Annotated in this window: 18 protein-coding genes; 13 read left to right on the forward strand and 5 right to left on the reverse strand. The window is 77.2% G+C overall.

What is annotated here, in order from left to right; translation table 11 throughout:
* Nucleotides 1-5 precede the first annotated feature (5 nt).
* Nucleotides 6-476, reverse strand: coding sequence for a heme-degrading domain-containing protein (locus LY71_RS07770; protein ID WP_106276379.1), 471 nt, complete (start codon nt 474-476; stop codon nt 6-8).
* 160 nt (nt 477-636) lie between these two features.
* Between LY71_RS07770 and LY71_RS07775 the strand changes: the two genes are divergently transcribed.
* Complete coding sequence (locus tag LY71_RS07775; RefSeq protein ID WP_106276380.1) at nt 637-1,689, forward strand: alcohol dehydrogenase catalytic domain-containing protein; 1,053 nt, start codon at nt 637-639, stop codon at nt 1,687-1,689.
* Nucleotides 1,690-1,740: 51 nt separating this feature from the next.
* On the opposite strand, the gene LY71_RS07780 is transcribed toward LY71_RS07775, so the two are convergent.
* A complete protein-coding gene (locus LY71_RS07780) occupies nt 1,741-2,022 on the reverse strand; it encodes a hypothetical protein (protein ID WP_106276381.1) in 282 nt (93 codons plus the stop codon).
* Between the two features lie 323 nt (nt 2,023-2,345).
* Here LY71_RS07780 and LY71_RS07785 point away from each other — a divergent pair, with 323 nt between their 5' ends.
* Entirely contained in the window at nt 2,346-2,579 is a 234-nt protein-coding gene (locus LY71_RS07785) for a hypothetical protein (RefSeq protein ID WP_245887752.1), read from the forward strand.
* 43 nt (nt 2,580-2,622) lie between these two features.
* Here LY71_RS07785 and LY71_RS07790 read toward each other — a convergent pair whose 3' ends face one another.
* Both LY71_RS07790 and LY71_RS07795 read right to left on the reverse strand, forming a co-directional pair.
* Nucleotides 2,623-3,939 carry a Dyp-type peroxidase gene (locus tag LY71_RS07790; protein WP_106276382.1) on the reverse strand — a complete coding sequence of 439 codons (1,317 nt, stop codon included), beginning with the start codon at nt 3,937-3,939 and terminating at the stop codon, nt 2,623-2,625.
* Between the two features lie 16 nt (nt 3,940-3,955).
* The gene (locus tag LY71_RS07795; protein WP_106276383.1) at nt 3,956-4,405 is read right to left on the reverse strand and encodes a hypothetical protein; all 450 of its coding nucleotides are present in this window, start codon (nt 4,403-4,405) and stop codon (nt 3,956-3,958) included.
* A gap of 143 nt (nt 4,406-4,548) precedes the next feature.
* Here LY71_RS07795 and LY71_RS07800 point away from each other — a divergent pair, with 143 nt between their 5' ends.
* The 7 genes from LY71_RS07800 (at nt 4,549) to LY71_RS07830 (ending at nt 10,591) form a co-directional block, all read left to right on the forward strand.
* On the forward strand, nt 4,549-5,301 hold the full coding sequence (locus LY71_RS07800) for an AfsR/SARP family transcriptional regulator (protein ID WP_106276384.1): 753 nt from the start codon (nt 4,549-4,551) through the stop codon (nt 5,299-5,301).
* 121 nt (nt 5,302-5,422) lie between these two features.
* On the forward strand, nt 5,423-6,211 hold the full coding sequence (locus LY71_RS07805; protein WP_106276385.1) for an AfsR/SARP family transcriptional regulator: 789 nt from the start codon (nt 5,423-5,425) through the stop codon (nt 6,209-6,211).
* 74 nt (nt 6,212-6,285) lie between these two features.
* Nucleotides 6,286-7,002 carry a peptidoglycan-binding domain-containing protein gene (locus tag LY71_RS07810; protein WP_106276386.1) on the forward strand — a complete coding sequence of 239 codons (717 nt, stop codon included), beginning with the start codon at nt 6,286-6,288 and terminating at the stop codon, nt 7,000-7,002.
* Between the two features lie 161 nt (nt 7,003-7,163).
* On the forward strand, nt 7,164-7,559 hold the full coding sequence (locus LY71_RS07815) for a hypothetical protein (protein WP_106276387.1): 396 nt from the start codon (nt 7,164-7,166) through the stop codon (nt 7,557-7,559).
* Between the two features lie 78 nt (nt 7,560-7,637).
* Entirely contained in the window at nt 7,638-9,647 is a 2,010-nt protein-coding gene (locus LY71_RS07820) for a cytochrome b5 domain-containing protein (RefSeq protein WP_106276388.1), read from the forward strand.
* Nucleotides 9,648-9,776: 129 nt separating this feature from the next.
* On the forward strand, nt 9,777-10,313 hold the full coding sequence (locus tag LY71_RS07825) for a hypothetical protein (protein ID WP_106276389.1): 537 nt from the start codon (nt 9,777-9,779) through the stop codon (nt 10,311-10,313).
* Nucleotides 10,313-10,591: a hypothetical protein gene (locus LY71_RS07830; protein WP_106276390.1), complete on the forward strand. Its 279-nt coding sequence runs from the start codon at nt 10,313-10,315 to the stop codon at nt 10,589-10,591. Before LY71_RS07825 ends, LY71_RS07830 begins: the two co-directional genes overlap by 1 nt.
* 71 nt (nt 10,592-10,662) lie before the next feature.
* On the opposite strand, the gene LY71_RS07835 is transcribed toward LY71_RS07830, so the two are convergent.
* Nucleotides 10,663-11,304 carry an MPN domain-containing protein gene (locus tag LY71_RS07835; RefSeq protein WP_106276391.1) on the reverse strand — a complete coding sequence of 214 codons (642 nt, stop codon included), beginning with the start codon at nt 11,302-11,304 and terminating at the stop codon, nt 10,663-10,665.
* A gap of 190 nt (nt 11,305-11,494) precedes the next feature.
* Between LY71_RS07835 and LY71_RS07840 the strand changes: the two genes are divergently transcribed.
* The 4 genes from LY71_RS07840 to LY71_RS07855 all read left to right on the forward strand — a co-directional run bounded on the left by LY71_RS07840 (nt 11,495) and on the right by LY71_RS07855 (nt 16,628).
* Entirely contained in the window at nt 11,495-12,514 is a 1,020-nt protein-coding gene (locus LY71_RS07840) for a TIGR03617 family F420-dependent LLM class oxidoreductase (RefSeq protein WP_106276392.1), read from the forward strand.
* Nucleotides 12,515-12,606: 92 nt separating this feature from the next.
* Complete coding sequence (locus tag LY71_RS07845) at nt 12,607-13,332, forward strand: HpcH/HpaI aldolase family protein (protein ID WP_106276393.1); 726 nt, start codon at nt 12,607-12,609, stop codon at nt 13,330-13,332.
* Between the two features lie 181 nt (nt 13,333-13,513).
* Nucleotides 13,514-14,728, forward strand: coding sequence for a phosphoglycerate dehydrogenase (gene serA, locus LY71_RS07850; RefSeq protein WP_106276394.1), 1,215 nt, complete (start codon nt 13,514-13,516; stop codon nt 14,726-14,728).
* Nucleotides 14,729-14,822: 94 nt separating this feature from the next.
* A complete protein-coding gene (locus LY71_RS07855; protein WP_106276517.1) occupies nt 14,823-16,628 on the forward strand; it encodes a feruloyl-CoA synthase in 1,806 nt (601 codons plus the stop codon).
* Nucleotides 16,629-16,632: the final 4 nt, after the last annotated feature.

Here is a 16,632-nt window from a genome sequence, read left to right on the forward strand (position 1 = left end):
GGGGCTCAGCGGCCGAGGTGCGCCCGCAGGGCGGCGACGACCATGCGGTGGTCCTCGAGCTGGGGCAGCCCCGAGACGACCACGACGCCGACCGGGCCGACCGAGCGGACCACCACCGGGAACGCGCCGCCGTGCGCGGCGTAGCGCGCGGGGTCCAGGCCCGTCCCCGCCTCGAAGGTCGTGCCGCGCTCGGCCCAGGTCTGCCGGACGTGCAGCGAGCTGTGGCCGAAGCGCTCGACCACCCGGGTCTTGCGCTCGATCCACGAGGCGTTGTCCGGGGTGGCGCCGGTCAGCGCCGCGGAGAACAGCCGGTGGCCGGCGCGGCTGACCTCCACCGCGACCGGCGCCCCGGCGCGGCGCGCGGTGGCCACGAGGGCCGCGCCGACGTCCCAGGCGTCGTCGTTGGTGAAGGAGGTGAACTGCAGGGCGTCCTCCTCCGCGGCGAGCTCGGCCACGGACGGGAAGGGGGTGTCCACGGGGGCATCCTGGCCCACGCCACGACCCGGGGCGCCGACTGCCGCCACGCACGGTGGGGACGCGCTCGGCCCGGCCGCGCCGGCGCCGGTGGGCGCCTCCGCCCCGGCCGCCGGCCCGTAGCGTCCCGGCACCCGCCGGAGGAGGCGGGCGGGAGGTGCCGTGGCCGGGGACGAGGGCATGCGGGCGGCCCGCTTCGAGCAGGTCGGGCGGCCGCTGGAGCTGCGGGAGGTCCCGGTGCCGCGTCCGGGGCCGGGCGAGGTGCTGGTGCGCGTGGCCGCGACCGGGTTGTGCGGGTCCGACGTGCACATCGCCGTGGAGGGCGTCACCCCCACGGCCCTCCCGATCACGCTCGGCCACGAGATCGCCGGCACGGTGGCCAAGGTCGGCGAGGGGGTCGCCGGCTGGGCGCCCGGCGCACGGGTGTGCGTCTTCCCCGTGCTCTCCGACGGGACCTGCCGCACCTGTCTGCAGGGCCGCAGCGAGATCTGCCTCGACCGCCGGATCGTGGGCATCCACATCGACGGCGGGCTGGCCGAGTACGTCGTCGTGCCCGCCGTCACCCTCGCCGCCGTCCCGGACGCGATCCCCCTCGAGCAGGCCGCCATCTGCACCGACGCGGTCGTCACGCCGTTCCACGCGCTGGCCGACGTCGCCCGGCTGGCGCCCGGCGAGTCGGTCGCGGTCCTCGGCGTCGGCGGCCTGGGCCTGCACGCGGTGCAGGTCGCCCGCCTGGTCGGCGCCTCACCGGTGGTCGCCGTCGACACCCGTCCCGCCCAGCTCGAGCGGGCGCTGCGGGCCGGCGCGGACGTGGCGGTCGACGCGACGCGCGAGTCCGTGGTCGACGCGGTGCTGGCCGCGACGGGTGGCAACGGCATCGACGTGGCGGCGGAGTTCGTCGGCGCGCAGGTGACCATCGCGCAGGCCGTGGAGGCGCTGTGCGTCGGCGGTCGGGCGGTGGTCGCCGGCCTGGGCGCCGACCCGATCACGGTGCTCCCGCCGACGTCGTTCGTGCGCCGGCAGCTGCAGCTGCTGGGGTCCTACGGCGGGACCCGGACGACGCTGCGGCGGGTGCTCGACCTCGTGGGTACCGGGCGACTCGACCTGGGCGGCTCCATCACCCACCGGTTCGCGCTCGACGACGCCGACGAGGCGCTGCGGACGCTGCACCTGCGGTCCGGTGACCCGCAGCGGGTCGTCGTCCTGCAGGGGTGAGCCCGCCCGCGGAGGGGAGCCGGAGCGCGGCCCACCTCCGCGGGCGGCGGTTCAGACGCCGGCGGCCTGCTGTACCGGTCCGGCGACCATGACGGTCTCGTCCTGGACGCCGAAGCAGTCGTTGTGCGCGTACGGCCCGGCGAGCTGGTCCAGCGCCGTCTGCAGCGCCTCGACGCTGGGCGCGCGCCACAGGCAGACAGCCCGGTCGACGTCCTGCGACGTCCCGGTCGACAGCAGCTCGATCCCGGCGGGCATGGCCGCCGGGTCGACGCCGCGCATCATCTCCATCCAGCCGTCGGCGTCCCGAATCGTGTGGACGACTCCCACGTACACGGTGACCTCCTCGGTGTGCGGTGCGGACCTGCGGGACCAGGCTCCGCGTCGTCGTCCACCGGCGGCAGGGCCCAAGGGCTCGCCCGGCTCGCCCGGCTCGCTGCGGTGACGGTCCCGTGACGGCGGGCCGGGAAACTGCTGCGATCACGACGGAGGTGCGGCGTGGGTGTGCACGGGATCAGCCGGTCGTGCCGGCGGCTGTCGCCCCGTCGGGTGGGGACACCGCGCACGGTCGCGCGTGAGGACGGGGTCCCGCCGTCATGACGAGCCGCGGGCCACGGACCGTCCGCGGGGACGGGTGGCGGGGGCGACCCCGGTGGACGGTGACCGTGGACGGGAACGGCAGCGCGGCCCTGGTCGTCCGGGTGTGGCTCGAGGACGGCGCCGACTCCTTCCGCGGCCGGCTCACCAGCATCGACACCTCGCCGGCGGCCGCGGGCGCCGGGGCGGCCACGGTGGCCCTCGTCTCCTCGCCGCGGGACGCCGTCGAAGCCGTCCGCGTCTGGCTGGCGGGGTTCCTGGGGGACGCGGCGAGCACGATCGACGGCGACGAGTGAGGGGGCCGGCCGTCCCGGCGCCACGAGCCCTACCTCGTCCGGGTCACCGGCCGGCGAGGTGGGCGATCGCGGGGAGGCCGGGCACGAAGCAGTAGGCGCCGCCGCGCGTGGTGACCAGCCGGGGCAGGTCGGTCAGCGCGGTCCGCCCGCCGCCCGGGGTGGCGAGCGGCAGCGTCCCGCCGGCGCCGAGGAAGGGGTCCTGCGACCGGCCGAGGCCCGGTGCGAAGAGCCCGTCGGTGGCCCACTCGCGCATCACGAACTCGAACTGGTCGCGGAGGCTCACCCCGATGAACAGCCCGAGCAGGCCCCGCTCCTGCCCGTCCCGCGGGTGCGCGGGGTCGTACGGCGGGCCGTAGGTCAGCCCGCGCCGGACGATCCGGTGCCGGTGGCCGCCGCCCCCGGCGACGCGCGAGTCCCGCGGGTTCATCCGCCGCACGTGCGAGCCGATCGGGCACCGCTCGCCCCGCGGGTCGCCGGCGTAGCCGAAGTCGTTGAGGGCATCCGGGGGCAGCGGCGGGTCGGGCGAGCCGGTGTCGGGGGACAGCGCGAGGGGCACCCCGGTGCGCCAGCGTCCGCACAACCAGGCGGCGACGAGCTCCGGGTCGGCGCCGGTGCGCCGGGACTGCGTGGCGAGCAGTTCGGCGAAGGCGTCGACGTCCTGGGCGAGCACCCGGAACGCGGCGAAGCTGCCGTTGCGCCCCAGGGCCTCGGGCTGCGGCACCGGGTAGGTGTGGCCGGGGAACTGGCTGGGGTGGCCGAGCAGGAACGCCCCCGCCGGTGCCACGGGCAGCCGGTCGGGCGGACCCGGCGGGGGCGCGCCGTCGACCGTGGGCTGGGAGATCCCGTCGACGTAGCCGAAGTGGTCGACCCGGCCGGCCAGCAGGGCGGCGTCGAGCCGGCAGAGCTCACGCACCCCGGGCGCCGTGCCCGCCAGCAGGCGGTCGGCGGCCCGGTCCACCGCCTCCGGGGTCCGGCCGAACAGGGAGACGACGAGGTGGAGCCCGGGGTCGCGGAACACCGGCAGCCACCGGGCGGGGGCGCTGGGGCCGACGTCGCCGACCCGCTCGGCGCGGGCCACGGCTCCTGCGGTGAACTCCCCGGGGAAGGTCGCCAGCGACTCCTCGGACACCCCGAGGGCCCGCAACCCGCCGGCGGTCACCGACAGGTTGAGGCAGCACTCCGGCTTCTCGGTCCAGGGCGCACCCGTGGTGACCTGCGGGCGGCCGGGGCTGCCGTCGACCAGCGAGCCGAGCAGCCGGCGGCCGGCGGAGGGCGAGTCCACCTGCAGCAGCAGGTGCCGCGCGTGCGGCATCGCGTAGCCGCGGAGCACGACGCCCTGGACGTCGGCGAGGTCGAGCACCTCGGTCCCCGGCGGCTCAGGCGCCGGCGGAGACGATGTCGAGCACCGTCCTCGCCGGGTAGGCGCTGTAGAACGGCGGCACGCACCCCAGGTCGTGGCGGCGTACGTAGTCGAGGAACTCCTGCCGGTGCTGCTGCACCGGCAGCGGTGGGCCGTCGGCCACGTGCTGGAGCAGGTCGGTGAAGACGTCCCCGACGTGGTCGACGAAGTCGTGGAGGTAGGCCTCGAAGTCGCCGTCGTAGGTCGTGATCACGGCGAGCCGCTGCTCGTCGAGGAGGACGAAGCGCGCGAAGTGCACGGTGCCGATCGTGTCGAGCGCCCGGACGACCGGGTTGCGCTCGCGGGGCAGTGCCTGCAGCGCCTCGACCTTCGCCTGCAGCGCCCGGCGGTCGTCGGCGGAGCGCACGGTCATCACCAGCGTCAGCGGGTGCTGCACCGGGTGGTCGGTGGTCCTCGTGGCGGTCATCCCCGGGCTCCCTCGTGTCGTCCCCTCGTCCGCGCCGACCCTGCGCCAGGGCGCGTCACCGGGCCGTCACGCCCCCGCTGTATCAGCGGCGGCCCGGCCCGCCTCTGCCCGTCGACGTCGCCGTCCCCGAGGGGAGACCGTTCATGGACAGGGTCGCTCGCGCCGTCCCGGACGGCGGGCCGCGGATCACGCTGCTCGACGGGTTCGCCATGCGGACCGGCGGGCCCGCGGACGGGCCGGGGGAGGAGGAGCTGCCCCCGTCGGTGCAGCGGGTGGTGGCCCACCTGTGCCTGGCCGGATCACCGGCGCGCACGGCCGTGTCCGGTCGGCTGTGGCCCGACGTGCCCGAGGAGCGGGCCCGGGCCAGCCTGCGGTCGGCGCTGTGGCGGCTGCGCCGGTCGGCTCCGGGCCTGCTCGACGACTCCGGGAGCCGGCTCCGGCTCGCGCCCGGCGTCCGCACCGACGTGCGCGACCTGCAGGCCTGGGCCGGGCAGGTGGGCGACCCGGCCGCGGCGCCGCCGCGGCTGACGCTGCCCGCGCCGGCGCTCCTGGGCGACCTGCTCCCCGGCTGGTACGACGACTGGGTCCTGCTGGAGCGCGACCGGCTGCAGCAGGTGCGGCTGCACGCGCTGGAGACCGTGGCCGCCCGCCTCGGCGCGGTCGGGCGGTACGCCGAGGCGCTGCAGGCCGCGTACCTGGCCATCCGGGCCGAGCCGCTGCGGGAGAGCGCGCACCGCACCGTCGTGCGGGTGCACCTGGCCGAGGGCAACCTCGCCGAGGCGCTGCGCGCGCACGACGCGTTCGCCTGCCTGCTGCGCGCGGAGCTCGGCGTGGCCCCGACCGAGCGCATGACCGGCCTGGTCCGCGGCCTCCCGCGGCTGCGGCGGGTCTCGTGAGCGGGCGGGGGGTCCCGACGGCGGTCCAGGGTCCAACGACCGTTGCCCTGCCCGCTGTGCATCGGGACGATGCCGTCGCGTTCCCATCCGCGAGCGCCCGGGAACGGCCGGGGGAGGGGCCATGAGCACGTCCGTGCGGGTCTGCCTGCTCGACGGCTTCCGCGTCGCGGTGGACGGCGTGGACGCGGGCGGCCTGCCGCGCGGGGTCCAGCGCCTCATCGCCCACCTGGGCCTGTGCGGACGGCCGGCCCGCGGCCTGGTCGCCGGCCGGCTGTGGCCCGACGTCCCCCAGGCGCAGGCCCAGGCCAGCCTCCGGTCGGCCCTGTGGCGCGTGCAGCGGACCGTGCCCGGGCTGGTCGACGCGTCCGGGAGCGCGGTGGCGCTGGCCCGCGGCGTGCGGGTCGACGTCCGTGAGCTGCTCGAGGCGGTGCAGGCCGTGCTCGACCCGGCCACGCCCGTCGAGCACCTCGGCACGCCCACCGCCGCGCTCGCGGGCGAGCTCCTGCCGGGCTGGTACGACGACTGGGTGCTGCTGGAGCGGGAGCGGCTGCGCCAGCTGCGCCTGCACGCCCTGGAGGTGCTGGCCGACCGGCTGGGAGCGGTCGGGCGCCACGGCGAGGCGGTGCAGGCCGCCTACGCCGCCGCGCGGGACGAGCCGCTGCGCGAGAGCGCGCACCGGACGATCGTGCGGGTGCACCTCGCAGAGGGGAACCCGACCGAGGCGGTGCGGGCCTACGAGTCCTTCCGGGAGGTGCTCGCCCAGGAGCTCGGTGTCCCGCCGAGCCGCCAGATGCAGGACCTGGTGTCCCGGTGGCAGGTGCGCGGCGATCCCGGTCGCCGTGTCCCGGCCGGTGTCCCACGGCCCCGGTCCGCCCCGCCGACGCGCCGGCCGGCGTGCCCGGGGGTCTGATCGGCCGGACCGGGCCCCGGTCCGGTGACGCGCCCGTGACACCCCGGTGACGACCGCGGCGTGGGGTGGGGGCCATGACCGACGTGCTGACGCAGACCGCCCCCGAGGAGACCGCCGAGCGACTGGTGCCGGGGCTCCGCGACGAGTCAGGAGGCGCCGGGCCGGAGGTGACCGCGCCCGCCCTGCTGCGCCGAGTCCGGGCCGGGCGCAACCCGGACTTCGACCGGCTGGTGTTCGACCTCGACGGCCCGGTCCCCGGCGTGCGGGTGCAGTACGTGCCCGAGCTGCGCCACGAGGGCAGCGGCGAGCTCATCCCGCTGCGCGGCCGCGCCGTCGTCCAGGTCGACCTCGCCCCGGCGGCCGCACACACCGACGACGGGCGGCCCACCCGGACCGGCCCGCTGCCCGACCTCACGGGGTTCGCCGCCTTCCGCCAGGTGGCCGACGCCGGCGACGTCGAGGCCCAGCTCACCTGGGGGATCGGGGTGGCCGCGCGCACCGGGATCCGCGCGACCACCCTGACCGGCCCGACCCGGGTCGCCGTCGACGTGTGGCACGCCGAGCCGGGCACCGGGAACCAGCTGCTGCGGCGCGGCGACGTCGGGGCGGGCGTGGCCACCTGGCAGTGGCGGCTGGTGCAGGCCCTCGGCCGGCCGCTGGACGTCGACGAGCACTTCGGGCCGGCCACCGAGCAGGCCACCCGCGACTTCCAGCGGGCGCAGCACCTTCCCGCCGACGGCGTGGTCGGGCCGCGCAGCCGGGCGGCCATGGCGGCGGTCCTCGGGCTCTGAGCGCGCGGCGGTCCCCACCACCACCGCGCCGCGCTGGGTGGCCTCGCCGGCACCCGCTGGTGGACCGCCCCGTATCAGCGGGACCGGTTCCCACCTCCGAGGGGTGCACACCACCGCGGCCCGGGCGGCCGCGCACCCACCGAGAGGTCCTGGAGGCGGCCGTGAGCACCCACGAGAACGGGACGTCGCCGTACCGGCGCGCCCTCGAGGCGGCCCGCGCGCTGGGCCGCGCCGACGGCCGCCTCGCCGTCGACGTCGAGCCCGACGGGGAGCCCGTGCTGGGCCCGTGGTGCCACGGTCTCGACCCGGAGGGCCTGGCCCACCTGGTCTGGGAGGCGGACGGTGGGCCGGCACCCGCGGGCGTCGTGCTCAACGCGCCGCTGTGGTACGCGCAGGGCTTCCGTGAGGCCCTGGCCTGCGCCCGCGCCCAGCAGGCAGGTCGGCACCTGACCGGCCGCCGTCCCGACCGGACCTGCCGGCCACCGGCCGGCCGGCCGTGCGCGCGGCTGTGCGGCGTGCTGCCCGCGCCCCGGCGGCCGCCCGACGACTCCCGCTGACGTCACCACGGCGTATCACCGGACGCCGCGCGGCCCTCCGAGTGGGTGGAGTCCCCGTCCGCCCGCCGAGGAGCCGCGATGCGCCTGACCCGCACCCCTCCGGCGGCCCGGGCGCTCGCCGCCGCCCAGGAGACGAACGCCCGCCTGGGGCACGAGCACCTCGGGCCGCTGTCGGCGCACCGCGGGTTCCTGCCGACGCGCCCGCCGCTGCTGCGGCTGCCCGACACGCACGCCCCCTGGGACGAGGCGGCGGCCCGGCTGCCGGACCTGTTCCGCGACGTGGCCGTGCGCGAGGCGCTCGAGGAGCTGCCGGTGCTGCCGGCCGGTCCGGAGGTGCTGCCCGACGCCGCTCTGCAGCGGGCGGCCACGGTGCTCGGGTTGCTCGGCCACGCGTACGTGCACAGCCGCGCGCCACAGCGGACGGACCTGCCCGCGGGCGTCGCCGCCCCGTGGGCGCAGGTGCGCCGCCGGCTCGGGCGGTCCGCGGAACCGGTGCTGACCTACCCCGACCTCATCGTCCACAACTGGCGGTGGGCCGGCGGGGGCGACGCGGTCCCGCTGCTGTCGGACGACCTCCGGCTGCTGGTGCCCGTGGCCGGCAACGAGGAGGAGCGCGTCTTCTACCTCACCCAGGTCGAGATCCTGGCGCGCTGCGCGACCGTCGTCCCCGCGGCCGTCGCCGCCCAGCAGGCCGTGCTCGACGACGACGCCGAGGCGCTCACGGCCGCCCTCGCCAGGGTCACCGCGGCGCTGGAGACGGCGACCCGCCGCTCGCTGACGCTCATCGACCCGCGCCCCGGTGCCCGGACCTCCGTCGACCCGGTCGTCTGGGCCAAGACGGTGGCCCCGCTCGCGGTGCCGTCGCGGGCCGGCGTCCTCGGCCCGAGCGGCACGGCGTCCCCGGTCTTCGGCCTGCTCGACGCGCTCCTCGGCCGCCGCGGGCACGCGAGCCAGCTGGGCCGGGAGATCCTGCTGCAGCGGCGCAGCTCCCCGCCGCACTGGCGCCGGTTCCTCGACGCCGTCGACGAGGTGCCGGTGCCGGCCTACGTCGCCGCCCGTCCCCGGCCGGACCTGGTCGCCGCCCTCGACGCGGCCCGCGAGGCCTACGCGGGACCCGAGGGGTTCCTCGGCCGGCACCGGCGCACGGTGTCCGGCTACCTCGCCGTCGCCTTCCTGGTCGGCCGGGGCGTCACGATCGGCGGGTTCGCCGGGACCCCCGGCGAGCACACCTGGCACACCGTCGACGCGGCCCTCACCGCGTCCCGCACCGAGCGGCCGGCCCCACCGGACGCCCGTCCTCCCCACGCCGGCGCACGTCACCGGGCGGGCGATCGGCGTTCGGTGGCCGACGTCGCCGAGCACAACGACGACGCGCACGGCTGGTGGGTCGCCGTCGACGGCCGGGTGCACGACGTCACCGGGTTCGTGGGGCGCCACCCCGGCGGGACGGCGGTGCTGCGCGCGCACGCCGGCCTCGACGCCACGGTGGCCTTCGGCCGCGCGCACCCCGACCGGCCGGCGGTGCGCCGGCTGCTCGCGGCCACCGACGCCGGGCTGCTGGTCCGGCCGGTGCTGACCCGCGCCCGCCCCCTGTACGAGGCGTGGGGAGCGGCGCTGTCCGGTCTGGTGCAGCTGCAGAACGCGTTCCGGCTGGACCGCTCGTTCGGGCTCGGCACCGAGCTGTGCCGGCCCGGCGGTGACCGGCCCACCGCACTGCAGGCCGACCGGGCCGCCGACACCGCGGCCCGCTTCGGTGACGAGTACCTGCCGCGGTTCGCCGCCGACGTCCTCGCGCCGCTGGCCGAGAGCGTGCTGCGGGAGCAGCGGGCGGCGCCGCGGAGGATCCGGGCCGTGCCGGGCCCGCCGCCGGGTGCGCCGCCGGCGCCGGCCCCGCTGCGGCAGCGGCTGGACCTGCTCGACCGGCGGATCGGTGCCACCAAGGAGCTGCTGGTCGCCGGTGCCCGGGCGTTCGACACGTGGGGCGACGCCGTCCTCTGCCAGGGCGAGCTGTGGCGCCTCGCCGCCGCCGCGGTCCCGGTCTGCGCGGCCGCGGCGACGGTCGCCGTCTCGGTGCCGCGGGCCGCCTGACGACCCGGGTCCGGGGCGGTATCAGGCAGGCGGCCGCGTGCTCCGTCCTGACGAGGCCCCGGCAGGGATCGCGCGGCCTCCCCGGGCGGCCCCGCCCGGTCCTCCGATCCCGCTGACAGGAGGGACGTTATGACGTACGGCGCACCGCCGTCGCAGGGGTGGCAGCAGCAGCCTCCACCGCCGGTCCAGGACCCCTCGGCCCCGGGCGCGGCGCGTCCGGGCGGCGGGGGCTTCTTCACCAGCCTCCCCGGGATCCTGACCGCGGTGGCCGGTCTCGTCACGGCGGTGACCGGCGCCGTCGGCATCTACGTCAGCCAGGGGGACGACGCGACCGTCCCCTCCGACCCCACCGTGAGCACTACCGACACGCCCGCACCGGTCCCCGAGGACACGGGCGAGGCCGACGTCGGCGACCTGCCGGCCGACTTCAGCGAGACCTCCCTCGACGACGACGCCACCACGCTGATCGACACCTGCGCGGCCGGGGACCTCGGCGCCTGCGCCACCCTGCTGGACACGCTCGCCGTCGAGTGCGCCGACGGCTACGGGATCAGCTGCGACGCCCTCTACTTCGTCTCCCCCGTGGGGTCGGCGTACGAGGACTACGGCGCCACGTGCGGCGGTCGCTACGACTGGACCTACGCCGGCATCTGCAGCGAGCTGTGATGAGCGGCCCGCTCCCGCTGCCGCACCCGGGACGCCGCAGCCCGGCGTCCCGGGTCGGCCGGGCCGTCGACCGGCCGCTGTTCTGGTGGTCCGCCGCGGCGGTGTTCCTCGCCAACGCGGGGCTCTCGGTGGCCGAGGACCGTTGGGCCCTGGCCGTCCTGCACGCCCTCACCTGCCTGTGGGCCGTCGTCGCGGGCGTCACCGTGAGTCGGCCGGCCCCGGGTACCCCGGGGCTGGCCGACGACGGACGGGGGACCCCCGCCCGGCCGTCCCCGTAGCCGCGGGTGCTCGCGTGCGGCGTCCTCGAGGCCCCGCACGCGAGCACCCCCGGCAGGACCGCGACCGGCCGTCAGGCCACGGCCCCGGCCGGCACCGGTGCGCCGTCGGCGGTATCGACGACGAGGCGCATCGCGGTGACCTCGGGACCCAGGTAGGGCAGCTCGCTGCCCTCGAGCCAGTCCAGAGGGCTGATGTCGACGTCGGCGTCGAGGTCCTTACAGACGGCGAACGGCTGGACCACCGGCGCGCCCGGGTCGCGCAGCGAGATGATCAGGTGCCACGGGTAGGCCGGGTTGTGGAGCCGGAAGTCGATGAGCGAGAAGTTCGCCGGCTGCCGCCGGTGGACGTGGAACAGCGCGACGGGCTCGAGCCCGCAGGACTCCAGCCAGCGGTGCACCGCGAGCTGCTCGGCGGGGTCGGCGACGAAGCCCGCGTCCTCGTGGGCCCGGAAGTAGGACCCCTGCGCCTCGAAGGCCGCCCGGGCCCACTCGGCGTTGCGGCAGTTGCGCGTCGGGTCGAAGAACACCACGTCGGTGGCGGTGAAGGGGAAGCGTGGCGCGTCCGGGTCGGCGACCAGCAGGCCGAAGGCCTTGAGCCCGGCGGCGTGCACGGTGGACACCGTCGTGACGAGCCGGTCGACCAGCGGCCGGGACAGGTGCAGCTCCGGACGGCCGGTGGGCTCGGGGACGGCGGCGGGGGACGAGGTCGGCACGGGGGCTCCAGCAGGGCGCGAAGGGGATCCGGACGCCTACCGGAGGCGCCCGGAGCGCCCGCTGATACCGACCGGGCGGTGCCGGGCGAGGGTCCGCCGTCATCCGGATCCTCCTCGGCCAGGCCTGCGGTGCCCCCGGTGCCGCGCCGTGCCAGGGTGGCAGCCGGGCCGTCGTCCGGAGGGGGACCAGGTGCAGATCGACCGGGGTGCGGCGCTCGACGGACCCGTGGACGTCCGGTCGGACGCGGCGGCGGCCGAACGGGACGGCTACGACGGCTTCTGGCTGAGCGAGGTCGCGCACGACCCGTTCGTCGGCCTCGCCGTCGCGGCCGTGGCGACCGAGCGGGTGCAGCTGGGCACCGCGATCGCGGTCGCGTTCGCCCGCAACCCGATGACGACGGCCGCGGCCGCCGACGACCTGCAGGCCCTCTCGGGCGGCCGGCTGGTGCTCGGCCTCGGCACCCAGGTCAAGGCGCACGTCACCCGGCGGTTCTCCATGCCGTGGTCGCACCCGGCGGCGCGGATGCGCGAGTACGTGCTCGCGCTGCGCGCCGTCTGGGACACCTGGCACACCGGCGCCCCGCTGGCCTTCCGCGGCGAGTTCTACACCCACACGCTGATGACGCCGGTGTTCACGCCGCAGCCGCACGGGTTCGGCCCGCCGCCGGTGCTGCTGGCCGGCGTGGGGCCGACGATGACCGAGGTGGCCGGCGAGGTGGCCGACGGGTTCCTCCCGCACGGCTTCACCACCGAGCGGTACCTGCGCGAGGTCACGCTGCCCGCCCTGGAGCGCGGCCGGTCGCGGACCGGCCGGACCCTCGAGGGCTTCGTCGTCAAGGGCTCCCCGATGGTCGCGGCCGGGCGCACGGAGGAGGAGCGGGAGCAGGCGAAGGCCGGCGTCCGCTCCCAGCTCGCCTTCTACGGCTCGACACCGGCCTACCGCCCGGTGCTGGAGCTGCACGGCTGGGGTGAGCTCGGCGACCGGCTGCACGCGCTCTCGCTGCGGGGCCGCTGGGAGGAGATGGGCCCGCTGCTCGACGACGAGGTGCTCGAGACCTTCGCCGTCGTCGGCACCCCGGAGGAGGCCGGCCGCGAGGTCGCCCGCCGCTACGGCGACCTCTTCGACCGGCTGTCCCTCTACACGCCCCACGGCGCCGACCCCGAGGTGACGGCTCGCGTCGTCGCGTCGGTGCGGGAGGCGGCCGGCTGACCGGGCGCGGTCGCGCGCTGCCGGGTCGCCGCGCAGGATCGTCGCGGGCCGGTGCACGGCGCCCGCTCGGGCCGGCCGGGAGGGAGTCGGGGATGGCGACCAGCGAGGCCGACCTGCGGCGGCGGTGGGCCGGGGGAGAGCCCTGCCACGGCCTGTGGAGCCTGCTGCCCGGCGCGGTGACCGGCGAGGTGCTCGCCCGCTCCGGCGCCGACTACGTCGTGGTCGACCTGCAGCACGGTGCCGCGGCCGAGGCCGACCTGCCCGGCGTCGCGGCGGCGGTCACGGCGGCCGGCTCGGTGCCGCTGGTGCGCACGCGCAGCCCCGCCTTCTCCGACGTCGGCCGCCCGCTGGACCTGGGCGCCCGCGGCGTGATCGTGCCCAACGTGCGCGACGCCGCCCACGCCCGGGAGGTCGTCGCCGCGTGCCGGTACGCGCCCACCGGCGGGCGCTCGATCGGCCGGCTCTCCGGAGGCGCCGACCGGCCGCTCGTGGTCGTGATGGTGGAGGCCGCGAGCGCGCTGGACGACCTCGACGCGGTGCTCGCCGTCGAGGGGCTCGACGGGGTGTACGTCGGCCCCGGCGACCTGTCCCTGTCGCTGGGGCTGACCGGGGAGGACCGGCGGGCGGAGCTGCGCGGCGTGCTGTCGTCGATCGTCGCCCGCGCGGTCGCCGCCGGGGTGCCGGTGGGCGTGCACGCCTACTCCGGCGAGGAGGCCGCCGGCTGGGCGGCCGAGGGCGCCACGATCGTCACGGTCGCCGTCGACGTCACCTCGCTGGGGGAGGCGGCGGCGTTCCACCTCGGGGCCGCCCGCGGCTGACCTCGTCCGTCCGCGCGCACGGGCCCGGTCCCGGCGTCCAGACGACGACCCGGAGCCCCCGACGACAGCGACACGACGGACCGGGCACCCGGCCACCGACGGCGATGGTCGATCATCGGAGGCCAGCACGGCCGGCGCGCAGGACCCCTCCCCGGCCGCCCCGCTCGCGAGGAGGACGTCGTTGGACAGGCCCAGAGCCCTGCTGCTGGAGAACATCGACCCGGTGGCGGCCGAGCTGCTCGGGGCGGCCGGCTACGAGACCGAGTCGGTGCGCGGAGCGCTGGACGAGGACGACCTCGTGGCCGCACTCGACGGCGTCGAGGTGCTCGGCATCCGGTCGAAGACCCAGGTGACCGCCGACGTGCTGCGCCGGCGACCCGGCCTGGCGGCGGTGGGCGCCTTCTGCATCGGCACGAACCAGATCGACCTGCGCGCGGCCGCCGAGGCCGGCGTCGCGGTGTTCAACGCGCCGTACTCCAACACCCGCAGCGTGGTGGAGATGGCGATCGCGGAGATCATCATCCTGGCCCGGCGGCTGGTCGACCGGGACCGCGCGCTGCACGCCGGGACGTGGGACAAGTCGGCGGCCGGCAGCCACGAGATCCGCGGGCGGACGCTGGGCATCGTCGGCTACGGCAACATCGGCAGCCAGCTGTCGGTGCTCGCCGAGGCCCTCGGCATGCGGGTGCTGTTCTACGACCTCGAGGACAAGCTCGCGCTGGGCAACGCGCAGCGCTGCGACAGCCTCGAGGAGCTGCTCGAGCGGGCCGAAACCGTCACGCTGCACGTCGACGGGCGGGCCGGCAACGCCGGCCTGTTCGGCGCCGAGCAGTTCTCCCGGATGCGGCGGCGCAGCCTGTTCCTCAACCTCTCCCGCGGGTTCGTCGTCGACCACGAGGCGCTGCGCGACCACGTCCTGAGCGGGCACGTCGCCGGCGCCGCCGTCGACGTCTTCCCCGACGAGCCGCGCGAGCAGGGCGACGCCTTCACCTCCGTGCTGCGCGGGCTGCCCAACGTCATCCTCACGCCGCACGTCGGCGGGTCGACCCAGGAGGCGCAGCACGACATCGGGCGCTTCGTCGCCGGCAAGCTCGCCGACTACGCCGGCGCCGGGACGACGACGCTGAGCGTCAACCTGCCCACCGTGGCGCTGCACGGGTCGTCGGCCGCCCGCTTCGCGCTGTTGCACCGCAACGTGCCCGGCGTGCTCGCGCGCGTCGACGCCCTCGTCGGCGAGCACGGGCTCAACGTCGACGGCCAGGTGCTGGCCACCCGCGGCGAGCTGGGCTACGCGGTCACCGACGTCAGCGCGGCGTTGCCCGCGGACCTGCTCGACGCGCTCCGGGCGCTGCCGGAGACCGTCCGGCTGACCACCGTCGGGACACGTACCGGCTGACCGGACGCCGCCCCCCGGCTCGCACGAACGGGACCGTCGCGGCCGGCCTCGGAGCCGTATCGTCCACGGCACACCTGCGACAGGGAGGGTGGACGTGCCCGATCCCGTCCCCGCGCGGAGCGCGACCTTCGCCGCCCCGCGGATCGAGTCCGAGCGGCTGCCCGACGGCCGCCTGCTGCTGCGCTCGACCGAGCCCCTGGCCGAGCACCCCGTCAGCGTGGTGCACGAGTTCCGGCGGCACGCCGAGGAGCACCCGGAACGGCTGCTGGCCGCCGAGCGCGGTGCCGACGGCGAGTGGGCCCGCCTCTCCTGGGGCGAGGCCCGGGCGCAGGCCGACCGGCTCGCGCAGGGCCTGCTCGACCGGGGCCTGGCCGACCGTCCGGTGCTGGTGCTGTCGGGCAACAGCCGGCTGCACCTGGTCGTCGCGCTGGCGGCGATGACGGTGGGCGCGCCGGTGGTGCCCACCAGCGTCGCCTACTCGCTGCAGAGCGCCGACCACGCGAAGCTGCGCGCGATGGCCGACCTGGTGGAGCCGGGGCTGGTGGTGGCCGAGGACGCCTCCTTCGCGGCGGCGGTGGCGGCGGTCGCCGGCGGCCGGCCGGTGCTGAGCCGGGACGGCGACGTGTCCGGCTCGGTGTCGGTCGCGGAGTTCGGCGCCGACCCGACGGACGAGGTGGACCGGCGCTGTGCGGCGCTGCGCCGCGAGGACGTCGCCAAGATCCTCTTCACCTCGGGGTCCACCGGCAGCCCGAAGGGCGTGCTCAACACCCACGGCATGCTGATGGCCAACCAGCAGCAGATGCGCCAGGTGTGGCCGTTCCTGGCCGAGGAGCCGCCGGTGCTGCTCGACTGGCTGCCGTGGAGCCACACCTTCGGCGGCAACCACGACCTGCACATGGTCCTGGCCAACGGCGGCACGCTGTGGATCGACGACGGCCGCCCCGCCCCGGCGCTGGTCGGCCGCACGGTGCGCAACCTGGCCGACGCGCGCCCCACCCTCTACCTCAACGTGCCCGCCGGCTACGCCGCGCTGCTGCCGCACCTCGAGCGCGACCCGGCCGCGGCGCGCGCCTTCCTCGGCCGGCTGCGGCTGGGCTTCTTCGCCGCCGCCGCGCTGCCCCAGCAGCTGTGGGACCGTCTCGAGAAGCTGGCCGCCGACCACGGCGCCACGATGACGATGACCACCTCCTGGGGGTTGACCGAGACCGCGCCGGCGGCGACGAGCGCGCACTTCGCGATCACCCGCAGCGACGTCCTCGGCGTCCCGTTGCCCGGGGTGGAGCTGGCGCTGGTGCCGGTGGGGGAGAAGACCGAGGTCCGGGTCACCGGGCCCAACGTGACGCCGGGCTACCACCGCCGTCCCGACCTCACCGCCGCCGCCTTCGACGAGCACGGGTTCTTCCGCACCGGCGACGCCGTCGCGCTCGCCGACCCCGACGACCCGGCGGCCGGCCTGGTCTTCCGCGGCCGGATCGCCGAGGACTTCAAGCTGTCCACCGGGACCTTCGTCAGCGTCGGCACGCTGCGGCCGCAGCTGCTGTCGGCGTCCGACGGGCTGCTCACCGACGCGGTGGTGTGCGGCGCCGACGGCGACTGCGTGACCGCGATGGTCTGGCTGCACCCCGAGCACGCCACCCGGGTGGACGCCGACGGCGTGCCGGAGGACTCGCTCCGGGCCGAGCTGGCGGCGACCCTGCGGCGGCTGGCCGCCCGCGGCGGCGGCTCGTCGCAGTGCGTCGAGCGGCTGCTGGTACTGACCGAGCCGGCCCGGCTCGACGCCGGCGAGATCACCGACAAGGGCTACGTCAACCAGGCCGCCGTCCGTGACCGCCGGGCCGGCCTCGTCGCGCTGCTGTCGGCCGACCCGCTGCCGCCGCAGGTCGTCGTCCGGGAGGGCTGACCGC

The organism is Geodermatophilus tzadiensis (genome assembly GCF_003002915.1).
GTDB classification, from domain to species: domain Bacteria; phylum Actinomycetota; class Actinomycetes; order Mycobacteriales; family Geodermatophilaceae; genus Geodermatophilus; species Geodermatophilus tzadiensis.

Coding starts and splice junctions, on each gene's coding strand:
- LY71_RS07825 (WP_106276389.1), top strand. CDS start 9,777: ATGACGTACGGCGCACCGCCGTCGCAGGGGTGGCAGCAGCAGCCTCCA.
- LY71_RS07795 (WP_106276383.1), bottom strand. CDS start 4,405: ATGACCGCCACGAGGACCACCGACCACCCGGTGCAGCACCCGCTGACG.
- LY71_RS07810 (WP_106276386.1), top strand. CDS start 6,286: ATGACCGACGTGCTGACGCAGACCGCCCCCGAGGAGACCGCCGAGCGA.
- LY71_RS07800 (WP_106276384.1), top strand. CDS start 4,549: ATGGACAGGGTCGCTCGCGCCGTCCCGGACGGCGGGCCGCGGATCACG.
- LY71_RS07805 (WP_106276385.1), top strand. CDS start 5,423: ATGAGCACGTCCGTGCGGGTCTGCCTGCTCGACGGCTTCCGCGTCGCG.
- LY71_RS07830 (WP_106276390.1), top strand. CDS start 10,313: ATGAGCGGCCCGCTCCCGCTGCCGCACCCGGGACGCCGCAGCCCGGCG.
- LY71_RS07845 (WP_106276393.1), top strand. CDS start 12,607: ATGGCGACCAGCGAGGCCGACCTGCGGCGGCGGTGGGCCGGGGGAGAG.
- LY71_RS07820 (WP_106276388.1), top strand. CDS start 7,638: ATGCGCCTGACCCGCACCCCTCCGGCGGCCCGGGCGCTCGCCGCCGCC.